The organism is Cytobacillus mangrovibacter, from assembly GCF_042865275.1.
In the GTDB taxonomy this organism is placed as follows: Bacteria; Bacillota; Bacilli; order Bacillales; family Cytobacillaceae; genus Cytobacillus; species Cytobacillus mangrovibacter.
In genome coordinates this window covers 1-22,283 of the sequence record NZ_JBIACJ010000018.1, presented here as the reverse complement: position 1 = coordinate 22,283, position 22,283 = coordinate 1, and the positions used below count along the sequence as shown (strand labels likewise).

The 22,283-nt window shown below is 38.8% G+C and carries 21 protein-coding genes; 17 read left to right on the top strand and 4 right to left on the bottom strand.

All coding sequences use genetic code 11. The features are described 5' to 3' along the window. Positions 1 to 326 precede the first annotated feature (326 nt). The 10 genes from ACFYKT_RS20440 (at position 327) to ACFYKT_RS20395 (ending at position 11,716) form a co-directional block, all read left to right on the top strand. Positions 327 to 1,208, top strand: a complete 882-nt coding sequence (locus ACFYKT_RS20440) for a GNAT family N-acetyltransferase (protein ID WP_389223421.1) — start codon at positions 327 to 329, stop codon at positions 1,206 to 1,208. A 192-nt stretch (positions 1,209 to 1,400) separates the two neighbouring features. Then, positions 1,401 to 2,501 carry a sugar ABC transporter substrate-binding protein gene (locus ACFYKT_RS20435; RefSeq protein ID WP_389223418.1) on the top strand — a complete coding sequence of 367 codons (1,101 nt, stop codon included), beginning with the start codon at positions 1,401 to 1,403 and terminating at the stop codon, positions 2,499 to 2,501. 93 nt (positions 2,502 to 2,594) lie between these two features. Then, positions 2,595 to 4,115 (top strand): ATP-binding cassette domain-containing protein, encoded by a 1,521-nt coding sequence (locus ACFYKT_RS20430; protein WP_389223415.1) that lies wholly within the window; start codon positions 2,595 to 2,597, stop codon positions 4,113 to 4,115. Positions 4,116 to 4,126: 11 nt separating this feature from the next. Then, entirely contained in the window at positions 4,127 to 5,302 is a 1,176-nt protein-coding gene (locus ACFYKT_RS20425) for a sugar ABC transporter permease (RefSeq protein ID WP_389223412.1), read from the top strand. A gap of 174 nt (positions 5,303 to 5,476) precedes the next feature. Continuing rightward, positions 5,477 to 6,454 (top strand): sugar ABC transporter substrate-binding protein, encoded by a 978-nt coding sequence (locus ACFYKT_RS20420; protein ID WP_389223409.1) that lies wholly within the window; start codon positions 5,477 to 5,479, stop codon positions 6,452 to 6,454. Further along, positions 6,451 to 7,917, top strand: a complete 1,467-nt coding sequence (locus tag ACFYKT_RS20415) for a sensor histidine kinase (protein ID WP_389223406.1) — start codon at positions 6,451 to 6,453, stop codon at positions 7,915 to 7,917. The genes ACFYKT_RS20420 and ACFYKT_RS20415 overlap by 4 nt, the downstream gene beginning before the upstream one ends. Continuing rightward, positions 7,892 to 9,436, top strand: coding sequence for a response regulator (locus ACFYKT_RS20410; RefSeq protein WP_389223403.1), 1,545 nt, complete (start codon positions 7,892 to 7,894; stop codon positions 9,434 to 9,436). Before ACFYKT_RS20415 ends, ACFYKT_RS20410 begins: the two co-directional genes overlap by 26 nt. Before the next feature lie 35 nt (positions 9,437 to 9,471). Next, a complete protein-coding gene (gene xylF, locus ACFYKT_RS20405) occupies positions 9,472 to 10,563 on the top strand; it encodes a D-xylose ABC transporter substrate-binding protein (protein WP_389223400.1) in 1,092 nt (363 codons plus the stop codon). Positions 10,564 to 10,804: 241 nt separating this feature from the next. Beyond that, the gene (locus ACFYKT_RS20400; RefSeq protein ID WP_389223397.1) at positions 10,805 to 11,188 is read left to right on the top strand and encodes a DUF4183 domain-containing protein; all 384 of its coding nucleotides are present in this window, start codon (positions 10,805 to 10,807) and stop codon (positions 11,186 to 11,188) included. A 180-nt stretch (positions 11,189 to 11,368) separates the two neighbouring features. Beyond that, the gene (locus tag ACFYKT_RS20395; RefSeq protein ID WP_389223394.1) at positions 11,369 to 11,716 is read left to right on the top strand and encodes a DUF4183 domain-containing protein; all 348 of its coding nucleotides are present in this window, start codon (positions 11,369 to 11,371) and stop codon (positions 11,714 to 11,716) included. A gap of 133 nt (positions 11,717 to 11,849) precedes the next feature. On the opposite strand, the gene ACFYKT_RS20390 is transcribed toward ACFYKT_RS20395, so the two are convergent. The 3 genes from ACFYKT_RS20390 to ACFYKT_RS20380 all read right to left on the bottom strand — a co-directional run bounded on the left by ACFYKT_RS20390 (position 11,850) and on the right by ACFYKT_RS20380 (position 15,322). Then, positions 11,850 to 12,947, bottom strand: coding sequence for an ABC transporter ATP-binding protein (locus ACFYKT_RS20390; RefSeq protein ID WP_389223391.1), 1,098 nt, complete (start codon positions 12,945 to 12,947; stop codon positions 11,850 to 11,852). A gap of 142 nt (positions 12,948 to 13,089) precedes the next feature. After that, positions 13,090 to 13,986 (bottom strand): PucR family transcriptional regulator, encoded by an 897-nt coding sequence (locus ACFYKT_RS20385; protein ID WP_389223388.1) that lies wholly within the window; start codon positions 13,984 to 13,986, stop codon positions 13,090 to 13,092. Positions 13,987 to 14,086: 100 nt separating this feature from the next. Continuing rightward, entirely contained in the window at positions 14,087 to 15,322 is a 1,236-nt protein-coding gene (locus tag ACFYKT_RS20380; RefSeq protein WP_389223385.1) for a helix-turn-helix domain-containing protein, read from the bottom strand. A 119-nt stretch (positions 15,323 to 15,441) separates the two neighbouring features. On the opposite strand from ACFYKT_RS20380, the gene ACFYKT_RS20375 reads away from it, so the two are divergent. Further along, positions 15,442 to 16,740, top strand: a complete 1,299-nt coding sequence (locus ACFYKT_RS20375; RefSeq protein WP_389223382.1) for an MFS transporter — start codon at positions 15,442 to 15,444, stop codon at positions 16,738 to 16,740. A 102-nt stretch (positions 16,741 to 16,842) separates the two neighbouring features. Then, positions 16,843 to 17,124 (top strand): hypothetical protein, encoded by a 282-nt coding sequence (locus ACFYKT_RS20370; RefSeq protein ID WP_389223379.1) that lies wholly within the window; start codon positions 16,843 to 16,845, stop codon positions 17,122 to 17,124. Positions 17,125 to 17,183: 59 nt separating this feature from the next. Here the strand turns inward: ACFYKT_RS20370 and ACFYKT_RS20365 are convergent, their stop codons facing one another. Continuing rightward, on the bottom strand, positions 17,184 to 17,612 hold the full coding sequence (locus ACFYKT_RS20365; RefSeq protein ID WP_389223376.1) for a VOC family protein: 429 nt from the start codon (positions 17,610 to 17,612) through the stop codon (positions 17,184 to 17,186). 291 nt (positions 17,613 to 17,903) lie between these two features. Here ACFYKT_RS20365 and nagA point away from each other — a divergent pair, with 291 nt between their 5' ends. From nagA to ACFYKT_RS20340, 5 genes are read left to right on the top strand one after another with little or no spacing between them, the layout of a single operon-like run. Further along, positions 17,904 to 19,064 (top strand): N-acetylglucosamine-6-phosphate deacetylase, encoded by a 1,161-nt coding sequence (gene nagA / locus ACFYKT_RS20360; RefSeq protein ID WP_389223373.1) that lies wholly within the window; start codon positions 17,904 to 17,906, stop codon positions 19,062 to 19,064. Positions 19,065 to 19,093: 29 nt separating this feature from the next. Beyond that, a complete protein-coding gene (locus ACFYKT_RS20355; protein ID WP_389223370.1) occupies positions 19,094 to 19,816 on the top strand; it encodes a GntR family transcriptional regulator in 723 nt (240 codons plus the stop codon). Between the two features lie 5 nt (positions 19,817 to 19,821). Further along, entirely contained in the window at positions 19,822 to 20,535 is a 714-nt protein-coding gene (locus tag ACFYKT_RS20350; RefSeq protein ID WP_389223367.1) for a sugar isomerase domain-containing protein, read from the top strand. Between the two features lie 19 nt (positions 20,536 to 20,554). Next, positions 20,555 to 20,824 carry an HPr family phosphocarrier protein gene (locus ACFYKT_RS20345; protein WP_389223364.1) on the top strand — a complete coding sequence of 90 codons (270 nt, stop codon included), beginning with the start codon at positions 20,555 to 20,557 and terminating at the stop codon, positions 20,822 to 20,824. A gap of 37 nt (positions 20,825 to 20,861) precedes the next feature. Continuing rightward, positions 20,862 to 22,049, top strand: a complete 1,188-nt coding sequence (locus tag ACFYKT_RS20340; protein WP_389223361.1) for a GNAT family N-acetyltransferase — start codon at positions 20,862 to 20,864, stop codon at positions 22,047 to 22,049. Positions 22,050 to 22,283: the final 234 nt, after the last annotated feature.

Sequence of the window (22,283 nt, the reverse complement as noted above, 5' to 3'; positions counted from 1 at the left end):
GGCGCATGGCGCCGAGGAGGCTCAGCGCCCACCCCGCGGAAAGCGAGCGAGCTGGAGTGGAAATCAACCTCTACGAATTCGTGTTGAAAGCAACAATGTTTACGAAAATAGCCAAATTAAAATAGGAATGTAAAGCCAACCTGAATTCATTTGAAGATTTCACATTCAAATGGATTCAGGTTTTTATTATGGAATAAACCTTCCCAAAATTGACTTAATAAAAAATATTGAAAAGTAATCGTAAATATCAAAGGATGATCATGGCCTTTGTAGAATCTTAAAAATAGTTACACCAAAATATTGCTTAAGAGAGTGGGGAAGAATAAATGATTGAGATAAAGAGATTAGTAGAATGCACGATTGAAGAAGGAGTAGAAGCTTGGAATACAGGCTTTGAAGGATATTACTTTGATGCTACGACAACAGCGGATAAATTTATTAACCGGTTGGTTCAGGAGGGCTTGTCTCCCAATTTATCCATCGTGGCTTTTAAGGATAAAAAGCCAATTGGCATCGTTAAGAATGGCATTCGTGAATGTAATGGAAAGAAATTAGCCTGGAATGGCGGGACAGGTGTTGCATTAGAATTTAGAAATAAAGGAATTGGGAAAATCTTAATGGAAGCAACATTAGCTATCCTTAAAGAAGAAAAGGTGGATTATGCTACGTTAGAGGCGATAAGTGATAATCAAAAAGCAATTAAATTATATGAAAAGATGGGCTATGAAGTCGTGGATTCCTTGGAATACTTAAGTTTAAAAGGTGCTAAAGTAAATAATTATCTATCTGACTATGCGAAGAATTATAAAGTGGAGAGAGCGGTCCCGCAACAAATTGGGAATCTTTCATTCTATAAAGGAATGAATCCGTGGCAGACACAGTGGCAAAGTGCGAAAGAAGGAGAAGCATTCATTGTTAAAGCTACAAGTGGAAGCCCGATTGGTTATGCTTATTATCGCAGAGTATTTGACTCAGAAGGTAAGCATATAAATACTGTTCTATACCAGTGTGAGGCAGAGCCAGGGCGTGAGGATGCAGAAGGAATAATAAAATGTTTACTAAATGAGGTATTCGGCACATTCACAGACGATATTAATCGAGTGATTCCTAATTTGCCGATTGGAAAAAGCAAAATAACCTACTCTATCTTAAAGGAAATGGGCTTTGAAGCCATTACTAGTCAAGTGTATATGATTAAAGAGATGTAAGAAAGGGGACAAGGTTCCTGTCCCCCTGTCCCGCTAGCGCTCTTGTTTTCTATTTAAATAACTGATTATTTTAAAAAGTTAAAAAAGTACAGAAGATGCTAAAAGAGTGCTATTGATAACGCTTTCATCTGTAATTATGGCAGTTATAATTGAGCTGTAATGAAATGAAAGCAAAGGGAGAGGGGCAAAAGAATGAGTAAAAGATGGAAAATGATTTTTTTCGTTGTTGCTATGATGTTCACATTGGTTGTTGCAGGGTGTAATAACGGAGGAAGCAGCAAAGTGGACGTAGGAATTGTGCTGCCGACGAAAGATGAGCCTCGATGGGTACAAGATGAACAAAGATTCAAAGATGCCATTTCGGATACGGATTACACAACTGAAATTTTGTTTAGTCAAGGTTCTTCTGCTAAGGAAAAGGAAAATGTTGAAACGTTGATTAATAAAGGAATTAAGGTACTTATTATTTGTCCTCAAGATGGTGATGCTGCTGCAGCTGCAGTGGAAGCAGCTAAAAAAGAAGGAATTACAGTCATTGCTTATGATCGCCTTATCACGAATACAGATGCGATAGATTACTATGTTACGTTTGATAGCTTGGCTGTTGGTGCTGCTCAAGCACAATACTTAGTAGACCATACGAAAGGTTCAGAAGCTCCGTTATACCTATATGCTGGAGCAGCTTCAGACAACAATGCCTTTTTATTCTTTGAAGGTGCTTGGAACGTGCTTCAGCCAAAAATTGCTGATGGCACATTTAAGATTGCTAATTCAAGCGAAGCCGAAAATTTGAAGGATACAGCTGAGCTTTCTCGTGATCAGCTAAGTAAAATAATTGGTCAAGTTACAACAAACTGGGATGCAAACGAAGCAAAGAACAAGGCACAAACGCATTTAACGGCTATTGGGGACGATAGCAAGGGGGATGTTTCTGTTCTTGCACCGAATGATGGAACGGCTCGTGCAATTGCGGACGTATTTGCTTCAGATAGTGCGATTTCAAGCTATGTGGTAACCGGTCAAGATGCAGAGAAAGCATCCATCCAATATATTATTGATGGCAAGCAATCAATGACTGTTTTCAAGGATGTACGTACACTCGTGAAAGATGCGATGGGAATGGCTGTAGATGTTTTGGATGACAAAACACCTGAAACCACTGGCTCTTATGATAATGGAAAAATCGAAGTCAAAGCGAAACAAACAAACGTTATTGTGGTGAATAAAGACAATGTAAAGAAAGAGTTAATTGATTCAAAGTACTACGAAGCTAGCGAATTTACAGGTCTTTAATCAAGCAGCATGTATAGGGAATGGGGGATAGTGATAGATTCGTCTATCACTATTTCGCCATTGTTCTCATTGTTTCGTTAAGGAGGCGATTAAATGAGTGAATATATTTTGGAAATGAATGATATATCAAAGGAATTTACAGGGGTTAAAGCACTTTCGAATGTGAACTTTAAAGTAGAGAAAGGGGAAATTCACTGCTTAATTGGAGAGAATGGAGCAGGTAAATCTACGCTAATGAAAGTCCTAAGCGGTGTCTATCCATACGGTACATATCAAGGAGACATCGTCTTTGAAGGTGAGATTCAGCAGTTTAATAAGATCAGTGATAGTGTAAAGGCTGGAATTGGCATTATTTATCAGGAGCTGGCATTGTTCCCAGATCTGACTGTATACGAAAATATCTTTGTTGGCAATGAAGTGAAGAACGGTCTGTTCGTTGATTGGAACCAGACGATTGCAGAGGCTAATAAAATGCTGGAGAAGGTAAAGCTGAGTGTGACCCCTGAAACCTTGATTAAAGATTTAGGTGTGGGGAAGCAGCAGTTAGTTGAAATTGCCAAAGCTTTAAGTAAAGATGTGAAGCTCCTTATTCTCGATGAACCGACTGCAGCTCTTAATGAAGATGATAGTGAGAACTTGCTCGAGCTGCTGACTGAACTGAAAAACCAGGGCATCAGCTGTATCATGATTTCACATAAGCTGAAGGAAGTCATTTCAATTGCAGACAAAGCAACAGTCATCCGGGACGGTCGGACGATCTGTACTCTTGATTCATCCAAAGGCGAAATTTCAGAAGCTGTCATTATCAAAAATATGGTAGGCCGTGAAATCAACGATATTTATCCAAAGAGAATAAACAAAGCAATAGGTGAGAGGGTTCTAGAGTTATCGAATTGGTCTGCATATGATACCCAGTTGGGCCGACATGTTGTCAAAGATGTCAATCTGCATCTGAAAAAGGGAGAAATCATCGGCATTGCCGGATTAATGGGATCTGGCAGAACAGAACTTGCACTTAGTATTTTTGGCAATCCAAAAGCCTATAAAGTACAAGGGGAGTTAATGCTGGATGGCGCAGTAAAAAAAATTAAGCATCCGAGTGATGCGATTAAGGCTGGGATTGCTTACGTAACGGAAGATCGTAAGGGTGATGGGTTGTTTTTGATTCAAGATATTAAAAATAATGTGTCTATTGCTTATTTGAAGGGCATTTCGACGAATGGTGTGATTAATCCAAATGAGGAAGTCAAAGCAGCAACTGAGTATAAGGATTCTCTCTATATTAAAGCAAGTTCGCTGGAGCAGATGGTAGGAAATTTAAGCGGGGGCAATCAACAAAAGGTGTCACTTGGCAAATGGTTGTTTACAGAGCCAAAGATTCTAATATTGGATGAACCGACACGTGGCATTGATGTAGGAGCAAAGTTTGAGATTTATACGATCATGAATCAGCTAATCAGCGAAGGAATGAGCATAATCATGATTTCATCAGAGCTTGGTGAAATACTTGGAATGAGCGACCGCGTGTATGTCATGGCAGAAAGCGAAATCAAAGGTGAGTTATCAATGGAAGATGCCACTCAAGAAAAAATTATGGAGCTAGCAACGCAATAGGAGGGAAACCGATGAATTTTTTCAATGAAGCAAAATCACTAATTAAGGTGAATATTCGTGACTACGGTATGTACATTGCTTTATTCCTAATTATGCTTACGTTTTCCATCATGACGGATGGATTATTTATGTCTTCGCGCAATATTAGTAATTTACTAGATTCTGCAGGTTATATTGCCGTTTTAGCCGTTGGGATGACACTTGTGATTGTCATTCGCCATATAGACTTGTCAGTCGGATTTGCTGCTGGGTTTTTAGGGGCGATTGCTGCGATCCTTCTCACCCAGGCAGGAGTCCCTGTATATTTGACCATTCCTATTATTCTATTGCTTGGTATTGTTGTCGGGCTTTTTAGTGGCGTGTTAGTTGCCCAAATCGGGATTCCTTCTTTTGTTGCTACACTTGCAGGAATGCTGATCTTTCGGGGAGCACTCCTGCAGGTAACGGAAAAGACGGGTACGATTATTATCAAGGATGAGAGTTTTAATGCAATTGGGAACGGCTTTATTCCATCTATTATTCAAGTGAATGGCTTGCATTTGCTATCATTGCTTGTTGGATTGGTAGGTATTTTATTGTACATATACAACGAAATATCTACACGTAGAAATAAGCTTAAGTATAATTTTGAGGTAGTTTCCAAGGGGATTTTTACAGTTAAATTGGTTTTCGTTTCGGCCATTATTGCTTATATTACATGGATTCTTGCAGGTTATAACGGATTTTCCTGGACAGTTGTTATCATGCTCCTAACCGTCATTATCTATCATTTCCTGACGACCAAGACCGTGCTCGGTCGCCATATTTATGCAGTAGGCAGTAACCCAGAGGCTGCACATCTTAGTGGTATCAATGTTAAAAAGGTTACGTATATTGTGTTCGGCTCCATGGGGATGCTTACGGCGCTTTCAGGTATCCTCTTCACTTCCCGTTTGCAATCGGCTACGACAACTGCAGGTACTCTTTTCGAGCTTGATGCTATTGCAGCCGCTTATGTTGGGGGTGTTTCCTCTGCAGGGGGAGTAGGGAAAGTAACCGGGGCGATTATTGGTGCCATTGTAATGGCCTCACTCTCCAGTGGCATGAACTTGCTGGGTGTCGGCATTTCCTATCAATATATGATTCGTGGCGGCGTATTGGCTGTAGCAGTCATTTTTGATGTGATGACACGCAAACAAAGAGGATAGATTTAGCGTTTTCAAGAGTCTAAAGAACATGATTATTTGCGATAAATAGAATAATGGGCTCGTAAAATATCAACTATTCAAAAAAAACAAACAAGTTACATCCGGAAGTATGGAAGGTTTTCTGGCAGATGGTAGAATAGAAGGAGGTTAATGGAGGAAAAGGAGGCCCTTCTTTTGAGCAAAAAAGTGATGATCATACTCTGCTTCCTATGCCTGCTCTTAAGCTATTTTACGTTCGTATCTGCTGAAAAAGCATTTCAATCCGATAGCCAGATGCCTCAAGCAACGGATTCGAATGAAGTGAAATATCGGCTTGTTCTGATTACCCAGGAGCTGGAGACACCATTTTGGGATCGAGTGGGAGAAGGAGCAAAAGAGCAAGCACAAAGGGAAGGTGCAAGCCTTGAAGTATGGGGAAGCTATGGCAATAATCAAGAGGATTTTTTGAAGAAGATTGAGATTGCGCTCCATTCGAAAGTGGATGGTATTATCGTTCAGGGACTGGATACAGAAGAGTTTAAAAATTTAACAAAGGTGAAAGCGGCATTTTATGGGATTCCTATTATTACCGTGGCTAATGATGTGCCCATGAATGAAAGCCTCAGAAAAACGTATGTTGGTTCTGATCAACAGCTGGCTGGAAAGCTGCTTGCTAAGCAGCTGCTATCTGATATGGGCCATAAAGGAAATGTGATTATTTTGGGTGACAGAGATCAGTTGTATTATCAGGAACAGCGGCTTCAAGGAGTTCTTGATATTTTGAAGGGTTATCCAAACATTAAGACACTATACGCTGAAACAAGTGAAGCAAAGGAGCAGGTAACTGCCACTACACAGGAGTTACTGAACCAGTTGCCTGATGTAGATGCTTTTATCGCGATTAATGCGAATAATGCGGGTGCCATGATTGAAGAAATTGGCAGGCGTTTTCAAGTTTCACTGTTTCATATTTATTCCTTTGATGATGGTTCGGACTCTTTAGCACTACTAAAGCAAGGAAAGCTTGACGGAATGATTGAACAATCTCCAAAGATAATGGGGGAGCGTAGTGTGAATTTGATGATGAAATGGCTAACAGATGAAAACGTTCCGCTCAATATGGAGGGCTATCTCACAAGTATTCGGGTCGTAAAGGCAAGAGATGCGAAATGAACACCATTCAAAAGAAAATATGGATGCTTGCCATGGTCATTCTGTTCATCATGGCGGTAATATGGCTAGCGCTTACTTATTATAATCAGAAAACTCAGAATCAATATAATGATATTTTACAGCGTTACTTAAGTATGAACGAAGTCACAAGTTCAAGTCAGCAGGTCATAACAGATTTAAACAACTATTTGCTTAAGCCAACATTAGCGAATTTGGAACAAGTGAATGGGAGTCAAAAGAAAATTCGAAACGTAAAAAAGGAAGTCCATGATTTAATAAATGCAGAAAATGAGTTTGCATTAACCAACTATATGAATTTGATTGATAGTTTCATTGAAACGACAGATCGATCACTGATGTTTCAGTCGGTAGAAGAAACGGAGGCTTCAACAAAGGAATTCACCGAAGCAACGCGTATTTCCAAATATATTTCTGAAATGACACTAACATTGATCGATACGGAGCTTAAGACATATGACCGCTTTTATCGTGGGATTATTAAGCAATCTGCAGAATTAAAAAAACTGGGTATCTGGCTGTTGCTATTAATCACAGTGTTGCTGCTTATGTTTACATACTGGATCTCGCTAACAATTACAAGACCTGTGCATCAATTGACGAAGGCAGCCAATGAACTGTCCAAGGGCCGCTTTGATTTGCAAATAAAAGTGGTATCAAATGACGAGATCTCCTTTCTTGCGAAAACATTTGATCATATGCGCATAAATATTAATAACTTAATATCAGAAATTCAGCATAAGGCACAGCTTGAGCATGAATTGCAGCAGAATAAGCTGCTGCTGCAAGAAAGTCAGCTTCGAAGCTTGCAAAGCCAAATCAATCCGCATTTTTTGTTTAACACGCTGAACACCCTTTCGAAGAAGGCCTATTTGGATGGGGCTGAAGAAACGAGTGATTTGCTTGTTAGTGTTGCGGGATTATTGCGTTACAATTTAAGACGTTTAGATCGATCCGTTACACTTTATGAGGAGGTTATTGTTTTACGGCAATATATGGAGATTCAGAAAGCTAGATTCACAGACCGCCTAGAATTTCATTCGGAAATCGATGAGTCATGTATGCATATTGAGATTCCAGGCCTTACTTTGCAGCCAATTGTAGAAAATGCGGTCATTCATGCAATTGAACCAGAAGTAGACGGTGGCAGTATTTGGTTTCGAATAAAAGATGGAATCGAATGGGTGACAATAGAAATTGAGGACGATGGAAAAGGAATGGCAGAAGAAAAAATCAAACAAATTTTAAGCGAGCAGCCTGAGCAATCGGAAGGACATTCAACCGGGATTGGATTTAGTAATGTTGTTAAGCGCCTGCGTTTATTCTTTGGCTTTGAGGATGTCATTGATATTGTAAGTATGGAAGGAAGTGGAACAAAGGTACGCTTGAAAATACCGAAAATAAGGAGAATCGAGAACAATGATGAAACTCCTAATTGTAGATGATGAACCAATCGAGAGGGAAGGGATGCAAGCAATTTTGCATAAAGCTTATCCAGATCTCGAAATAAAGCAAGCTAAAAACGGGAAAATAGCAGTTGAGATGGCTGGTGAGTTCAAACCAGATTTGATCTTGATGGATATTATGATGCCAGGAATGAACGGTCTAGAAGCAGTAGAACAAATAAGTGCAAATGATCCAAGCATCAAATTTGTGATGGTGACTGCATTCGATATGTTTGATTATGCACGTCAAGCGATCAAGCTTGGGGTAAAGGATTATTTGCTTAAGCCAAGTAAAGTGAGTGAAATCGTGGCAACCGTTGGAAAAGTTCTGAAGGAAACAGAAATGGAGCGAGATTTAGTTATAGCCAATAAGCTTCAGCAGGAAGCGATGCAAAAAGCTTTGACATTAGTGGAAACGGATGTTGTGACACAATTATTATTTGATCATGTTCATGAAGTACATATTGATATGCTCGTTGAGATGCTGGACATTCGCTCAACAAATGAGAAATTTGTCATGGTTCTCTTGCTGCCAGCAGGATCAGAAGCCTTTTATTCAGCCATTAAAGAGAAAATCAGGCAAACAGGAAGTGGCTGGGTAGGGGCCTTATACGGCCGCCAGCTTCCGATTATTGTATTTCGTGAACAGGATAAGTCATTTCGTTCACAAGCTATTTATCTAGCAAATCAAATTCTCTCAATAGCCAAATCCAATCACCAGGAAGGCTGGTTTGTTGGAATCGGTAATGTATGCGGTTCACTGGAAGAAATAAGGCAATCCTATCAAGAATCATTGATTGCGACGATGGATACATCACGAGCCATTCACTATCGCTTTTATTCAGATGTACCTGTATTAGGAGCAGGAAGCGATAGCCAGCTAATCAAGCAGCAGGAAAAGCAATTTTTTGATCAAATTCGTCTTGGGCAATGGGAAAAAGTTCACTTAAGTGTGCTGGATGTAATTCGAGGGCATGAGAATGAAGGAACGAATTTACTGCAAGGACAGCAGCGCGTGCTTGAATTACTTTGGATCACAACAAGAGTATTAGGAGAGATGGGAATTGAAACAGAAGCTCCATTCTTTTCTTTTCAGGCACAGGATTATCGCCAGCTACGAGCCGAAACCGTTCATTTACTTGAGCGAATGAAACAGTCTTATGTTGAGCACTATGGTCGTTTGGAAGCAGATAAAATCCATCAAATTAAACAATATATTATTAAGCATTCACATGAGGATATTTCGTTGGATGCTTTAGGGAAAAAGGTAGATTTAAGTCCGATTTATATCAGTAAAATGTTCAAAGAAAAGCTTGGAACCAATTATATTGATTTCTTAACGGAATGCCGGATTGAAAAAGCAAAAAAACTGCTGAGCAATCCTGACAAAAGTTTAAAAGAAATCACATTCGAGGTCGGTTATCACGAACCTAATTATTTCAGTAAGGTTTTTAAAAAAGTATGCAGTGTTTCTCCAAAGGAATATCGAAAAATGCTTATGGGCAGCACAAAAGACTAATGATAGGAAGGCAGCATCGTAAAGGAGAGTGGCTGGTGGGAATTATATCGATGAAAGGAAGGGTCATCCTGTTCCTATTGGCACTTAGTGTTATAGCAACAGCCTGTGAAAAGGGATCAGCTAATTTCACTATAGCGGAGCAAACTAATCCTTCTATTAAATTGCATAATATAGCGTCTGTAGAAAAGAAAATCAAAATAGGGTTTTCAATGGATACTTTAGAGGAGGAGCGTTGGCTTAAAGATCGTGATCTGTTTAGAGTGTCCGTGGAAGCACTCGATGCGGAAGTAGAAATAATGGCAGCCAATGGTGATGATGCGCTGCAAATTTCTCAATCAGAAACCTTAATTAGCCAAGGCATTGATGTTCTCGTCATTGTTCCCCACAACGCTGAGGCGACTGCTGCAATCGTTCATAAGGCTCATAAGGCAGGAATTAAAGTGATCGCCTATGATCGCTTAGTAAAAAACGCAGATATTGATTTATACGTTTCTTTCGATAATGAAGAAGTAGGGAAATTGCAGGCGGAAGCGATTACAAAGCGTGTTCCAAGAGGGAATTATGTATACATAGGGGGTGCAATAACAGATAATAATGCCATTTTATTGAAGAAGGGCGTCTTCAGTGTGCTTCAGCCATTGATTGATAGTGGAGATATTAAGATTGTCTATGACCAGTGGACAAAGGACTGGACACCTGCTAATGCTTTGTTAAATATGGAAACGGCCCTAAAAGTGAATGGCACTCAAATTGATGCAGTGATTGCTGCCAATGACGCAACGGCTGGCGGCGTCATTCAGGCGCTCGCTGTAAAGGAGCTATCAGGAAAGGTTCCTGTGGCAGGCCAAGATGCGGAATTGGCGGCTGCCCAGCACATTGTCGAAGGGACCCAAACCATGACTGTCTATAAGCCGATTCGAGCACTAACAGAAAAAGTAGCTGAGCTTGCCGTCAAACTGGCAAAGGGTGAAAAGGTTGAAACAAATCAAAAAGTGAACAACGGAAAAGTTGAAGTCCCTTCTGTCCTGCTCTCACCAATTGCTGTTGATCAAACGAATATCGATCAAACGATTATTGCAGACGGTTTCCATTCAAGGGAGGACGTTTATCGGAACATGGGGGAATAAGTAGTGAAAAGCAAAGCTAGAAAGGCTGATGCTAAATTCTAGATCCCCTATCACTTTTTGTGTTTACCAGTCCCAACTACATGAACAAAATTCCCATTCAATGAAACTTCACCTTTTTCTATTCAGTACTAATTTGGTATTTAATATGAGCCATCAAATGTGTTATTACACTAAAACAACTTGTCCTGAAAACTCATATGATATTAAGGAATGTAAATTGAGCTAGAAAGGAGTGGGGAAAATGGCTTTACAGCTTATGAAACTGTTTATAAATGCTACAACTACAACCACTGTTAGTCCGCTTAATGCTAAATTTTTCTATGTAACCACTGCAGATGCAGTAGCAGGATCAACCTTAACTATTGATGCAGCTGACTTTTTTCAAGATAATGGGGATCCTGTAGATAGCCTACCTGAATTGTTGTTAAACAATAGTTATTTTCAAGTTTATGTAAATGGTGTCTTACAAATGGAAGATCTTTCTACGTATACGGCAGGGGCTACTACTGTTGGTTCACTTGCTTTTAATGTGCCTGCTGGTGGAGAAGATATTTTAGCAGGCTCACCAATTGTTTTGAAAGTAGTAAACTTTACACCAGACTCGACTACTGATATTGAAACATAAGCTTAAGGCTTATCTCATGTTGTAGAATCCTTTTATTTCGTGGAATAGAAATACAAAGCAGGATGTCATTTTGACTATCCTGCTTTGTACATCTTTAATGATGAGTTGTATCAATTACATCAAATATTCATATGTTTTGTTATATAATGGAATCTAAGATGGGAACAGGTGAGTGTCAAAATGATGAATTATAGCAAGAAACAAATTGTTTCCTTGCCAAAAGTATGTGTGGATTTGTGTATTTCTCTAAACATATCTCCGAAAATCGCTAAAGTCGATACGTATCATTACTATGCATTGTCTGATGGGGTCAAGCATATTTATACGAACGAAGATGAATTAAAGGAATATGGTGGACGGGGAATTTTAGCTCCTGAAGCGGCTTCCTATATTAATCTTTTTGTAAATGGTGTCCTGCAGCCACCGAACGTTTATGAAGTTAAAGAAGGGTATCTACATTTAAAGACAAGTGATGTGCCGCAAAAAAATGTACCGATCACGCTTGAATATATTACAATATATAACTAAAAAACGGTCTAAGCAGTGGGGCATGGGGGCAGGGACCTTGTCCCAAAAGAAACATTCATGGGTGGAAGTACAGATTTTCGAAAAAAAAATCCGTTGTTATATAAACAACGAAACCTTTTTTTTGAATTATTTCCTATCGAATTCTTAATTCTGTTTCCGCATCAAAGAAGAGGATTTTATTCATATTAAAGGCAAGATTAATTATTTGTCCACTTTGAACATTTGTGTTGGCATCTAATCGCGCGACGAAATTTTGTCCTTCAATACTTGAGTAGATCATTAATTCTGCACCTGTAAGTTCGGAAACATCAACTTGTGCGCTTATAACGGCTCCATCTGAGGATTCAACAAGGGTGGACTTATTATGAATATCTTCAGGACGGACACCAAGAATTAGTTGTTTGCCAACATAACCTCTTTCGCGTAAATCCTTCATTCTCTCCTCTGGAATGGCCAACCGCGTTTTTCCTACCTTAAATCCGTGGTCTTCAAGATTTCCTGTAATAAAATTCATTGCCGGGGAACCAATAAATCCACCAACAAAAACATTCTCTGGGTTATCATAAACCTCTTTAGGGGATCCAACCTGTTGAATTACTCCGTCCTTCATGACAACGATGCGTGTTGCCATAGTCATCGCCTCTGTCTGGTCATGTGTAACATACACAGTCGTTGTTTGTAGCCTATTATGAAGCTTAATAATTTCCGAACGCATTTGTACTCGCAGCTTAGCATCCAGATTAGATAAAGGTTCGTCCATCAAAAATACTTTTGCATCACGAACGATCGCTCTGCCTAGTGCAACACGCTGGCGTTGACCTCCAGATAGTGCCTTTGGCTTTCGATTTAAATAGTCTTCAAGACCAAGAATTTTAGCTGCTTCATTAACACGGTGCTTAATTTCATCTTTAGGCAATTTGCGAAGCTTTAGACCAAATGCCATATTATCGTATACAGTCATATGAGGGTAAAGGGCATAGTTTTGAAATACCATGGCAATGTCACGATCCTTTGGAGCAACTTCATTTACTCTTTTCCCATCAATATAAAAATCACCCTTTGAGATCTCTTCAAGTCCAGCAATCATCCGTAACGTAGTTGATTTTCCACAACCGGAAGGACCAACAAAAACTATAAATTCTTTATCATTAATATCGAGGTTAAAATCTTCAACGGCTGTCACTTTATTATCATAGACCTTGTAAATATGTTCGAGTTTCAATTCTGCCATTTCATTCAGCCCCTTTTCTCATTCCTTTTATTCATTGTAAAGCTAAGAGAGTGAGTGTGAATATGGGCTGTGTGCATAAACTTCTTTTCCTATTTTTGGGCGACGTGCACATCCAAACTATGCAATACCTCAAAAGATGCATTTACTCCTTGCATAGAAGACAAGCTAGATAAACCGTTATCGAACTATTAAAATCCTTTAAATTTATTCCTGTTTTTTGCATGAATTTATCTAATCTGTATTGCAATGTATTCCGGTGAATATATAGTTGTTTTGCGGTTAAAGTAGCGTTAGAGTTGTTTTCCAAAAATCGTTTAACGGCCGTTAATAATTCAGGTTCATCAGTAATAAATTGAAGCAATTGCGAGTTTAGCCATTCATGCATATCTATTGGAAGCTGTGCTGATAGCAGGTAGGGGAAGCATTTTTCAAACGTATATACTCTTTCAGACGGGATAAGCTGTATAGCTTTTTCAAAGAATTGATTTTCTTCTTCAATAAGTTTGGGTAGTTGTAAGGATAGATTCAGCACTTTTCCGCAGAAAAAAAAGGCTTTAATAAAAAAATCACTTTCAAGTGTTTGAGAAAGGGGTAGCAATAATTTCTCACTTATTCTCTGGTCGGGTTTGCGTTCAATAATGACCCCATTCATTTGATCTTTCCAAATGATGATAGAATCATCATGGAAAAAGCCGTATATAGCCTCTTCTATATCAGAATGTTCCCATTCCGTCCCATAAAGTTGAAATTGTATAAATTGATACCTTGATTTATGATCAGCTTCTGGAATAATTCCATCTAAAAATAAAAAATCATACCATTTTTTTGCTTTTGTATTTATACTATTTTTCGTAAATTCATAATGTAATAGAGTTTTGAGTAATGCAAGCTCTTGCTTCTGGATGGATTCAAATGGAATGCCAAGCCACCTAGAGCTTTTTTCATCTTTAAACCAGTGGTAATTAGAATAAAAGCTAGAATTCGGTTTCTCCGATAATAATAAGGAATGATTATAAAATCTATGTAACTTATCTAACATTTGTATTCTCCCCAATGTAAGAATGATCCTTCTAATATTTTACTATAAACAGGGACAAGGGGATAGGAACCATGAAACTAAAAAAACCAGCAGAGAGCATTTATGCTTCTGCTGGTTTTGCCATTTTTATTCTTTCATAGGTAGCTTGACTGAAATCTTTATAAGATGTATCAGGCAATGGATCGAAATTTTTCACCGCTATTTCAGCAAAGTGAGTAGCTGCTTTTACATCTTTTTGTTCCAAATGGCAAAGGGCCATATAGGAGTCCGCAATATAAAAAATGGATAAATCAAATGGATGATGAAGGATAGAAGGGATGCGAATTTGGCTGAGATAATGAAGAGCCTCAGAAAATTGTCCAAGACCATATAAAGCTCGTCCCCTTTCTAGCAAGAAGTATGGTTGATAATCTACTGGTTTTTCTTCATTCAAAAGTACCTGATCAATCCATTCAATTGCCTTAGCATATTCATGTTCGTCAGAAATGAGTGAATCAATATGTATTAGCTCACAAAACCATTTTGAATTGATATCATCAGCAAACTCCTCATATTGCTTCAGCTTCTGTGTGTAATAAGCTTTCTTTACAATATCTTTTGACATCATTGCATATCCAGCAGCAAGTCTGTATAAATCATCTATAAGGTAAAAAATTCGATTCTCTTTTGAAAAAGTTATCGCATCATTCATCACCCGTGTGGCAGATTCTGTATCACCGACGGCAAAGTATAGTGCTGCCTCATGATAATCCAGTGATAACCTTGTCATTGGATCAATGTAAGCATGAGTTGCTTCAATTTTGCACCGTTCGCTTAAATGTATGTCTAGCGACTCTGCATAGTCATGAGCAATAAACTTTACCTTAGAACGAAAAATACCAAGTGATGATCGTCGTGAAGTAAGGTTCATCTGATCATACATTTGTGCAGCTTTGTCTAATAATTTATGCCATCCGTCCTTTTTTTTAATGTAAAGAGAACGGCTGTAAATATCTAATAATCGAGCTGATTCGTATCCATTTGCAAGGCTGCCTGCATAAGGTTCAATGAGAGCAATGAGTTGTGTATACTTATCATTCACTTCTTCTGAATCTTGATTAAATATCTTTTCGGCCTTTTCAAGAACTCCCCGTAATTCCTGTGAACTAACTTCCTCTAATAAGTCGGTTACTTCTACACCTAATTGCTGTGCGATATATGTTAGGCTTTCCATTGATGGATTTGCCTTATTATTCTCAATGAGACTAAGCATACCTTTTGTGAGCGCCTCACCTGCTAGTGCTTCAAGTGTCATTTTCTTTTGTTTGCGTAATTTACGTATTCGTTCACCTAACATGGCTTCAGTACACTCCTGCTTTCATAATAGTTTAATTATATTAAACTTTTGCTTGAAAAGAAAGGGGTAAGATGGTACGATTTGTTTAATTAAATTAAACTTCTGAAAGGTGTGTTTTTGTGGAAGAGGCTCTAAAGTTAAAGAAGGCAACCTATCACTTATGGACATTTACGATTAGTAAAATCATTTCCACGTTTGGAGCACAAGTGTATTCATTTGCGATTAGCTTTTATATTTTACAGATGACGGGATCTGCAACAAACTTTGCTGCAAACCTAATTTGTAGCCTGCTGCCTCGAACAATTGCAGCACCATTTGTCGGGTATGTGGCAGATAATTATTCACGCAAGGCCATTGTCATTTGCTCACAAATTGCAACAACCTTAGCCATTGGAGGACTCCTCATCGTTAGCTTCCATTCGGGTCTTTCCCTTGCTGCCATTTATACAACCACCTGTATATTATCCATTACGTCCACCTTTGCTGGTGTCACATTTTCCTCATCCATTACAGGACTTGTGGATGAAGCAAGAATCCAGAAAGCAATGTCATTAAACCAGATGTCTATTTCCTTTGCCTCCATAGGCAGCCCAGCTATCGGAGGGCTTTTATTCGGTGCTGTTTCTATGCCAGTCTTTCTCATAATCTATATAATTGCATCGAGTATAGCGATCATTCTTGAGTCGACGATGAATTTCAACCTGTTTGCAAAACGGAAGGGAAAAGTGGAAGGAGAGCAAAAGGAATCGATGTGGCAAAGCATGAAGGCTGGATTCAATTATTTAAAATTACAGTCATTACTAATCATCGTTATCTGGATTGCCCTACTTGTTAATTTCCTTATTGGCGCATTTGAGGTTGGCTATTCCTTTATTCTTATTGAAAAGTTAAAAATGACTTCACAGCATTTTGGACTAACACAAGGTGCGTTTGCAGTAGGAATGCTAGTCATGTCCCTTTATTTTTCAGTGAGAAAAGAAGTGAAATTCCCACTCCTTGTCTCAAAAAGAGGGATATTGGCGATGGGAATCATTTTGGCTGGAATTTCTATTCCACTAATGATTTCGCTGAATAATATCTCCCTGTTCATTTATTATATTGTGCTCATGTTTGGTTTTGGCTCAATCATTATTATTGTCAACACACCGTTGCAAGTTATGATGCAAAAGCAAATTGATGATGATTATAAAGGACGTGTTTTTTCTTTATTTGAAACAATGGCAATGGCGCTCATGCCATTGGGAATGGTCTTGTACGGCTTCTTATATGATGTATTGCCAGCGCAATGGATATTGATCATGTCAGCTGCACTTCTAATCGGTGTTGTCCTTGTACTTGCCAGACCTTCTGTTATAAGAAAAGTGTACCCAGAACTTGCTGGAGGGAACGAGGCTAAGCAGAAAGTAGAAACTGTATAAGGACAAAGTACTAAAAAACCTCTAAAACCCACTTTTATCCTTTTTCTTGCTGTATAATGTCAGTACATTGGAAAGTGGAAATGATAGTAGAGGTGAATGCTGATGAAAAAGGGGATTACTGCTCTTGGCTGTTTTTTTATCGCGATTGCGGCTTTCTTGTATGTTTCAAAGCACCTAACTGCGGCATTAATGACTGCCTATATTAATACGCCGGATGTCACTTATTATGAAGGCGCGTATGATTTAATTGGTTTTGGGATGACATTTTGGACCCTGTTATCTCTCTTTGTAGGAATCCTTTGCTTGTTTATTGGCATAGGGCCAATTTTTAAAAAATTGTTTCAGGTTGAGGATTCGAAAAGGAAGATGAACAAAACTGTATGAGAAATAAAAAAGGAAATAGTCTCTCGATGAGAGGATCTATTTCCTTTTTTCATGCTAGTTTACATGCCTGTTTCCCCACTGTCATGGCTTAATTGCCACCCAATGCCAAATTTATCAGTTAATTGACCATAGCATTTGCTCCAGAAAGTTTCCTGAAGTTCCATGCCGACAGTCCCGCCTTCCTTCAATTTACTAAATACGGATTTAATTTCATCGATGTCCTTGCTAACGAATGCAAGGGTAATATTATTTCCTTGGGTAAAAGGCGATCCAGGAAACGTGTCAGAGAACATAACGTTGCTCCCACTAATTGTAAGACGTGCATGCATAACTAAATTTTTTGCTTCTTCTGGCAGCTGATATCCAGGGTTTGGAGGTGCATCCCCAAAGGTCATAATTTGCGGCTTTTCAGTACCGAAAACCTCTGCATAATATTCTACAGCTTCACGACAATTTCCATTAAAATTAAAGTAAACCTCAATAGCCAATCTGACCACTCCTCAAATATTAGTACAATCTCATTATAACCACCCAACCCTAAATCCAACATAAAATTTTCTAGAATTTTCCAAGAATCACTGCTTTGAGAAAGTAATATGAATGAAAACAGCCCTTTTTAAAAATAAAAAATTAAATATTTAGACTTTTCTTTTTAATCCATCTAAACTATAATTGGTATAGACAACTATACCAATAGATACAACAAGGCTGCTTAATAAATCAAGACATCGAAGGCAGAAGAGAATGTTTCTTTTTTAGCCTTTTAGGAGCTGGTTAAAATGGAAAGAAAAACACTCATTTCCAATGTCACAATCGTTAATGATGATCAAGAACAATTTGTTGGTGATATATTTATAAAAAATGGAAAAATCGAAGCGATAGGTAATAATTTAGAAGTTGATGCGAATGAACATGTGGACGGAACTTCAAAAGGATGGATCGTGTTTCCAGGTTTTATCGACGTGCATATTCATGGTTCAGCGGGCTTTGACACGATGGATGGAACAGAGGAAACCTTGCGAGGGATGGCTAGATCTCTAATTAAGGAAGGAACGACCAGTTATTTAGCAACAACGATGACACAATCGATTGATGCAATTGAGGCAGCACTGGAGAATATCAGTCATTTTCAAAGCAATGAAGATGAAGCGGAGCTTTTAGGCATCCATGTGGAAGGTCCCTATATATCAAGAAAATGGGCTGGTGCTCAGCCAGTAGAACATATTATTGATCCATCCATCGACCAGTTTAATTATTGGCAGAAGCTCAGCGGAAATCGGATCAAGCAAATAACGGTTGCACCAGAAGCTAGGAATGGATTTGAATTTGTTGAAACGATTAGCAAAGCGGGAATTCTTGTATCCATTGGACATTCAGATGCAACGGCAGAAGAAGTGCAAAGGGCAGTTGTATTAGGGGCAAAGCAAGCCACGCATTTATTTAATGGAATGCGGCCATTCCATCACCGTGAACCAGGCATTGTTGGGGCTGTACTGCTTGAGGAGCAGGTGAAAACAGAGGTAATTGCTGACTTTTTGCATAGCCATCCAGCTGCATTAAAGCTATCCTTTCGTTTAAAAGGGGCTCATGGGATCATTATGATTACAGATGCGATGCGTGCAAAAGGACTTCCGTATGGGGATTATGATTTAGGCGGCCAAACTGTACATGTGACAGAAAAGGGTGCGCATCTTTCCAATGGGGCTTTAGCTGGCAGTGTATTAACAATGGATCAGGCTGTCCGCAATATACGTAAAGTAACTAATTGCTCCTTACAAGAGCTTGTTTCCATGTCATCTACAAACGCCGCTAAACAGTTGCGACTGCCTAATAAAGGGTATATTGCAGAAGGTTCTGATGCAGATTTGGTTATTTTAGATAAAGAGTTGAATGTACAAAAGACGATCTGCCGCGGAAGAATCGTTTTTGAAAAGCAATAGTAAATTTTCTTAGAAGGAAGGAGAAAGGTTTGATAGATAAAGAATCTCGTGTGCCCATCTATCTCCAAATAGAGGAGTTGTTAAAGCAGCGCATTGAACTAGAAGAATATAAGATAGATGAAAGTATTCCTTCAGAGCGTGAGTTGTCTGAACAGTTAAATGTGAGTCGGATGACTGTCAGACAATCAATTACAAATCTTGTGAACAGTGGACTTTTATATCGAGAAAAGGGCAGAGGCACTTATGTTGCCAATCCAAAGCTAGAGCAGCCTTTAAATGGGTTGACTAGTTTTACAGAGGATATGAGAGCAAGAGGAATGGAACCGAGCAGTAAATTAATCAATTTTGAGAAGGTTATTCCACCAGCTGATATTGCTCGAGAGCTCCAAATTGAACTAGATGAGCTGGTTTTCAATGTTGTTCGAATACGGAATGCGGATCTAAAGCCTATGGCGATTGAAAGAACCTATATCCCAGTGAAAATCTTCCCTGATCTAGATGAAAAGAAAATAATGGGATCTCTCTATGCACAAATTGAAGCTCGATCTCACCAAAAAATAGGGAATGCCATTCAGCAAATGGAAGCAGCAATTGTTTCGAAGGAAGACAGTAAATATTTGCAAATTGGTCCTTCACAAGCCGTGCTTATTATTAAAAGAACTAGCTTTTTAACAGATGGGGTTCCCTTCGAATTAGTGCGCAGTACGTATCGTGCAGATCGATATAAATTTATTAGTGAAATTAAGAGGTGAGAAGTATGCAGTCTTATTTTGCGGGGATTCAACACCTCTTGAGTATAGTAAGCGAACAGGAACAAAGACAAATTGAACGGGCTTCGGCAATTATCGTTGAGAGTTTCCATAATGGAGGGATTCTCCAATTATTTGGCTGTGGTCATTCACATCTGCTGGCTCAAGATGCTTATTATCGAGCAGGTGGTCTCGTCCCAGTACGTCCAATCACCATTGAATCATTAATGCTCCATTCAGGTGCATTAGCCTCTTCGAAAAATGAAAAGGATCCAGCTTTTATAGAAAAAAATCTGGAGAACTTTGAATTTAAGAAAAATGATGTGCTTATTGTCATCTCGACTTCAGGATGTAATCCTGTTCCTATCGATGTTGCTCAATTGGGAAAAAAAGCGGGGATTACAGTCCTATCCCTTCAATCTTTAAAGTATAAAGAACAGTTAACACGACACGAAAGTGGACAACGATTAGAGGATGTTGTTGATCTTGTATTAAATACCCATATACCAGTTGGAGACGGGATTTTAAGCCGCCAAGGTATTCAATATGGACCGGCTTCTACCGTAGTTGGTTCTGCTATTTTGCATGCTTTATTTAGTCAAGTGATAGAAAAGCTTGAAATGGATAGATTGCCAGTCTTCCAGAGTGCAAATGTCTCGAGCGATCAATCTGCGAATATGGCTTTAATCGAGAAATACAAAAGCCGTATTGATTTTGAATAATGAATGAGGAGGATTTTTTATGAAAAAAGTATTTAAAATCACTGCACCCGAAGGATTGCATGCAAGACCGTGTACATTATTGGTGACAGCTGTAACGCCCTTTTCTTCTGATGTACAGCTTATTTATAATGATAAATCCGTTAATTTAAAATCGATTATGGGTGTTATGGCACAAGGAATTTCTACTGGATCAGTCGTGACAATTTCCGCAAGTGGAGTAGATGAGGAAGCGTTAATCAGTAAAGTAACGGAAGTCATTACTTCAGAAGGACTTGGCGTAGAATGCTAGAAATTCATAGAATTGATCCATCGAAAGGTCTAATGGGATGACGAATGAAATAGAAGTTAAGCTCGTACCTATAACAGATGATGAACAAGTCCATCGGTTAAGAGATTATAGCTTTCCGAATAAATATAATGAAGAACGACGAAAGGATTTCCACTATTGGATTCGACAAAGCACGACAATAGGAGCTTATGATAGGCAACAGCTTATTGGGCAACTCCTTGTATTGCCGTTAAATATGACCGTGCATGGTGTGAATTATGAGATGGGGGGAATTGGCTTTGTAGCGACATACCCGGAATACAGAAATCAAGGGATTGTGAAGAAGCTAATAATCAGGTCTTTAGAAGAAATGCGAAGAAAAAATCAATACCTATCTATTCTTGCTCCATTTTCAGTATCGTTTTATCGCCATTTTGGCTGGGAATTGTTCTTTGATAAACTCCATTATTCGATTCCGAAAGAATCGTTCCCGCAATTTAGTAAAAGCACAAATAGAATAATCCGATTCAGTTTTGAATGGATAAAAGAAAAGGAATTTCAAGAAATTCAACAATTTCATAATCAACAGGCGTTAAAAACAAATGGAGGGATGCTGCGAGATGTAGCTTGGTGGCGTCGGCTTGCTAGGAGGGAACCAGACTGTCATTTCGCTTTATACAAGGGGGAAGATTCTGTAGCAGGCTATATCCGCTACGAGATAAAGGATTTGACATTCTCTATTAAAGATTTTGTTGCTGATGGAATAGATGCCGAACAGGCACTTTGGAACTTTATTTCCTCACATAAGGCAAGTGTTCATGCAATAGAAGGAACAGCTTCTGCAGCTAGCCATTTCGGATTTCACTTTGATCAGCCGCAATTTAAAAAGGAAATAATTCAGGATGTGATGGTAAGGATTGTCGATGTGTATGCCTTTCTTAAGAGGTATCCATGGAGAAATTTAGAGTCTTCATTATATGTAACCATTCAAGATCCCTATGCACCATGGAATGAATTATTCTTTCATATTAAAAAAGATGGAGATGTTGAAATTGTTCAAGATCGTTTCATAGAAAGAAAACGTATTTTATTCTTACCGATTTCTTTGTTTTCTTCTATGATGGTAGGTTATTTATCTGTAAAGGATACCTTACTGTATGCGGAATATTCTTTGGAAAAGGAAACGGTGGAAAATTGGCAGCATGCATTGCCTATTGGCCAGCCTGTTTTTTATGAATATTTCTAAATAAGTAAAACTGAATGCCTGTTTTCGCAAATATTGTTGCTAATTAAATATTAGTGGGTAGAGGTTGATTTGCGCTCCAGGTCGCTCGCTTTCCGCGGGGTGGGCGGTGAGCCTCCTGATATGAACGAAACTGTCAAGGTCCCCACTCTACACCATGTTTTGATCTGCTTTTGGCCAACTCTAAGAAGAGAAGCTATTTTTCGCTTCTTTGCTAGCTTGTTAGATGTTTAGCCA

Excerpts from the sequence above, each read along its gene's own strand:
- ACFYKT_RS20440 (WP_389223421.1), top strand. The coding sequence starts at position 327 with ATGATTGAGATAAAGAGATTAGTAGAATGCACGATTGAAGAAGGAGTA.
- ACFYKT_RS20435 (WP_389223418.1), top strand. The coding sequence starts at position 1,401 with ATGAGTAAAAGATGGAAAATGATTTTTTTCGTTGTTGCTATGATGTTC.
- ACFYKT_RS20430 (WP_389223415.1), top strand. The coding sequence starts at position 2,595 with ATGAGTGAATATATTTTGGAAATGAATGATATATCAAAGGAATTTACA.
- ACFYKT_RS20425 (WP_389223412.1), top strand. The coding sequence starts at position 4,127 with ATGAATTTTTTCAATGAAGCAAAATCACTAATTAAGGTGAATATTCGT.
- ACFYKT_RS20415 (WP_389223406.1), top strand. The coding sequence starts at position 6,451 with ATGAACACCATTCAAAAGAAAATATGGATGCTTGCCATGGTCATTCTG.
- ACFYKT_RS20410 (WP_389223403.1), top strand. The coding sequence starts at position 7,892 with ATGATGAAACTCCTAATTGTAGATGATGAACCAATCGAGAGGGAAGGG.
- ACFYKT_RS20400 (WP_389223397.1), top strand. The coding sequence starts at position 10,805 with ATGGCTTTACAGCTTATGAAACTGTTTATAAATGCTACAACTACAACC.
- ACFYKT_RS20395 (WP_389223394.1), top strand. The coding sequence starts at position 11,369 with ATGATGAATTATAGCAAGAAACAAATTGTTTCCTTGCCAAAAGTATGT.
- ACFYKT_RS20390 (WP_389223391.1), bottom strand. The coding sequence starts at position 12,947 with ATGGCAGAATTGAAACTCGAACATATTTACAAGGTCTATGATAATAAA.
- ACFYKT_RS20385 (WP_389223388.1), bottom strand. The coding sequence starts at position 13,986 with ATGTTAGATAAGTTACATAGATTTTATAATCATTCCTTATTATTATCG.
- ACFYKT_RS20380 (WP_389223385.1), bottom strand. The coding sequence starts at position 15,322 with ATGTTAGGTGAACGAATACGTAAATTACGCAAACAAAAGAAAATGACA.
- ACFYKT_RS20370 (WP_389223379.1), top strand. The coding sequence starts at position 16,843 with ATGAAAAAGGGGATTACTGCTCTTGGCTGTTTTTTTATCGCGATTGCG.
- nagA (WP_389223373.1), top strand. The coding sequence starts at position 17,904 with ATGGAAAGAAAAACACTCATTTCCAATGTCACAATCGTTAATGATGAT.
- ACFYKT_RS20350 (WP_389223367.1), top strand. The coding sequence starts at position 19,822 with ATGCAGTCTTATTTTGCGGGGATTCAACACCTCTTGAGTATAGTAAGC.
- ACFYKT_RS20345 (WP_389223364.1), top strand. The coding sequence starts at position 20,555 with ATGAAAAAAGTATTTAAAATCACTGCACCCGAAGGATTGCATGCAAGA.
- ACFYKT_RS20340 (WP_389223361.1), top strand. The coding sequence starts at position 20,862 with ATGACGAATGAAATAGAAGTTAAGCTCGTACCTATAACAGATGATGAA.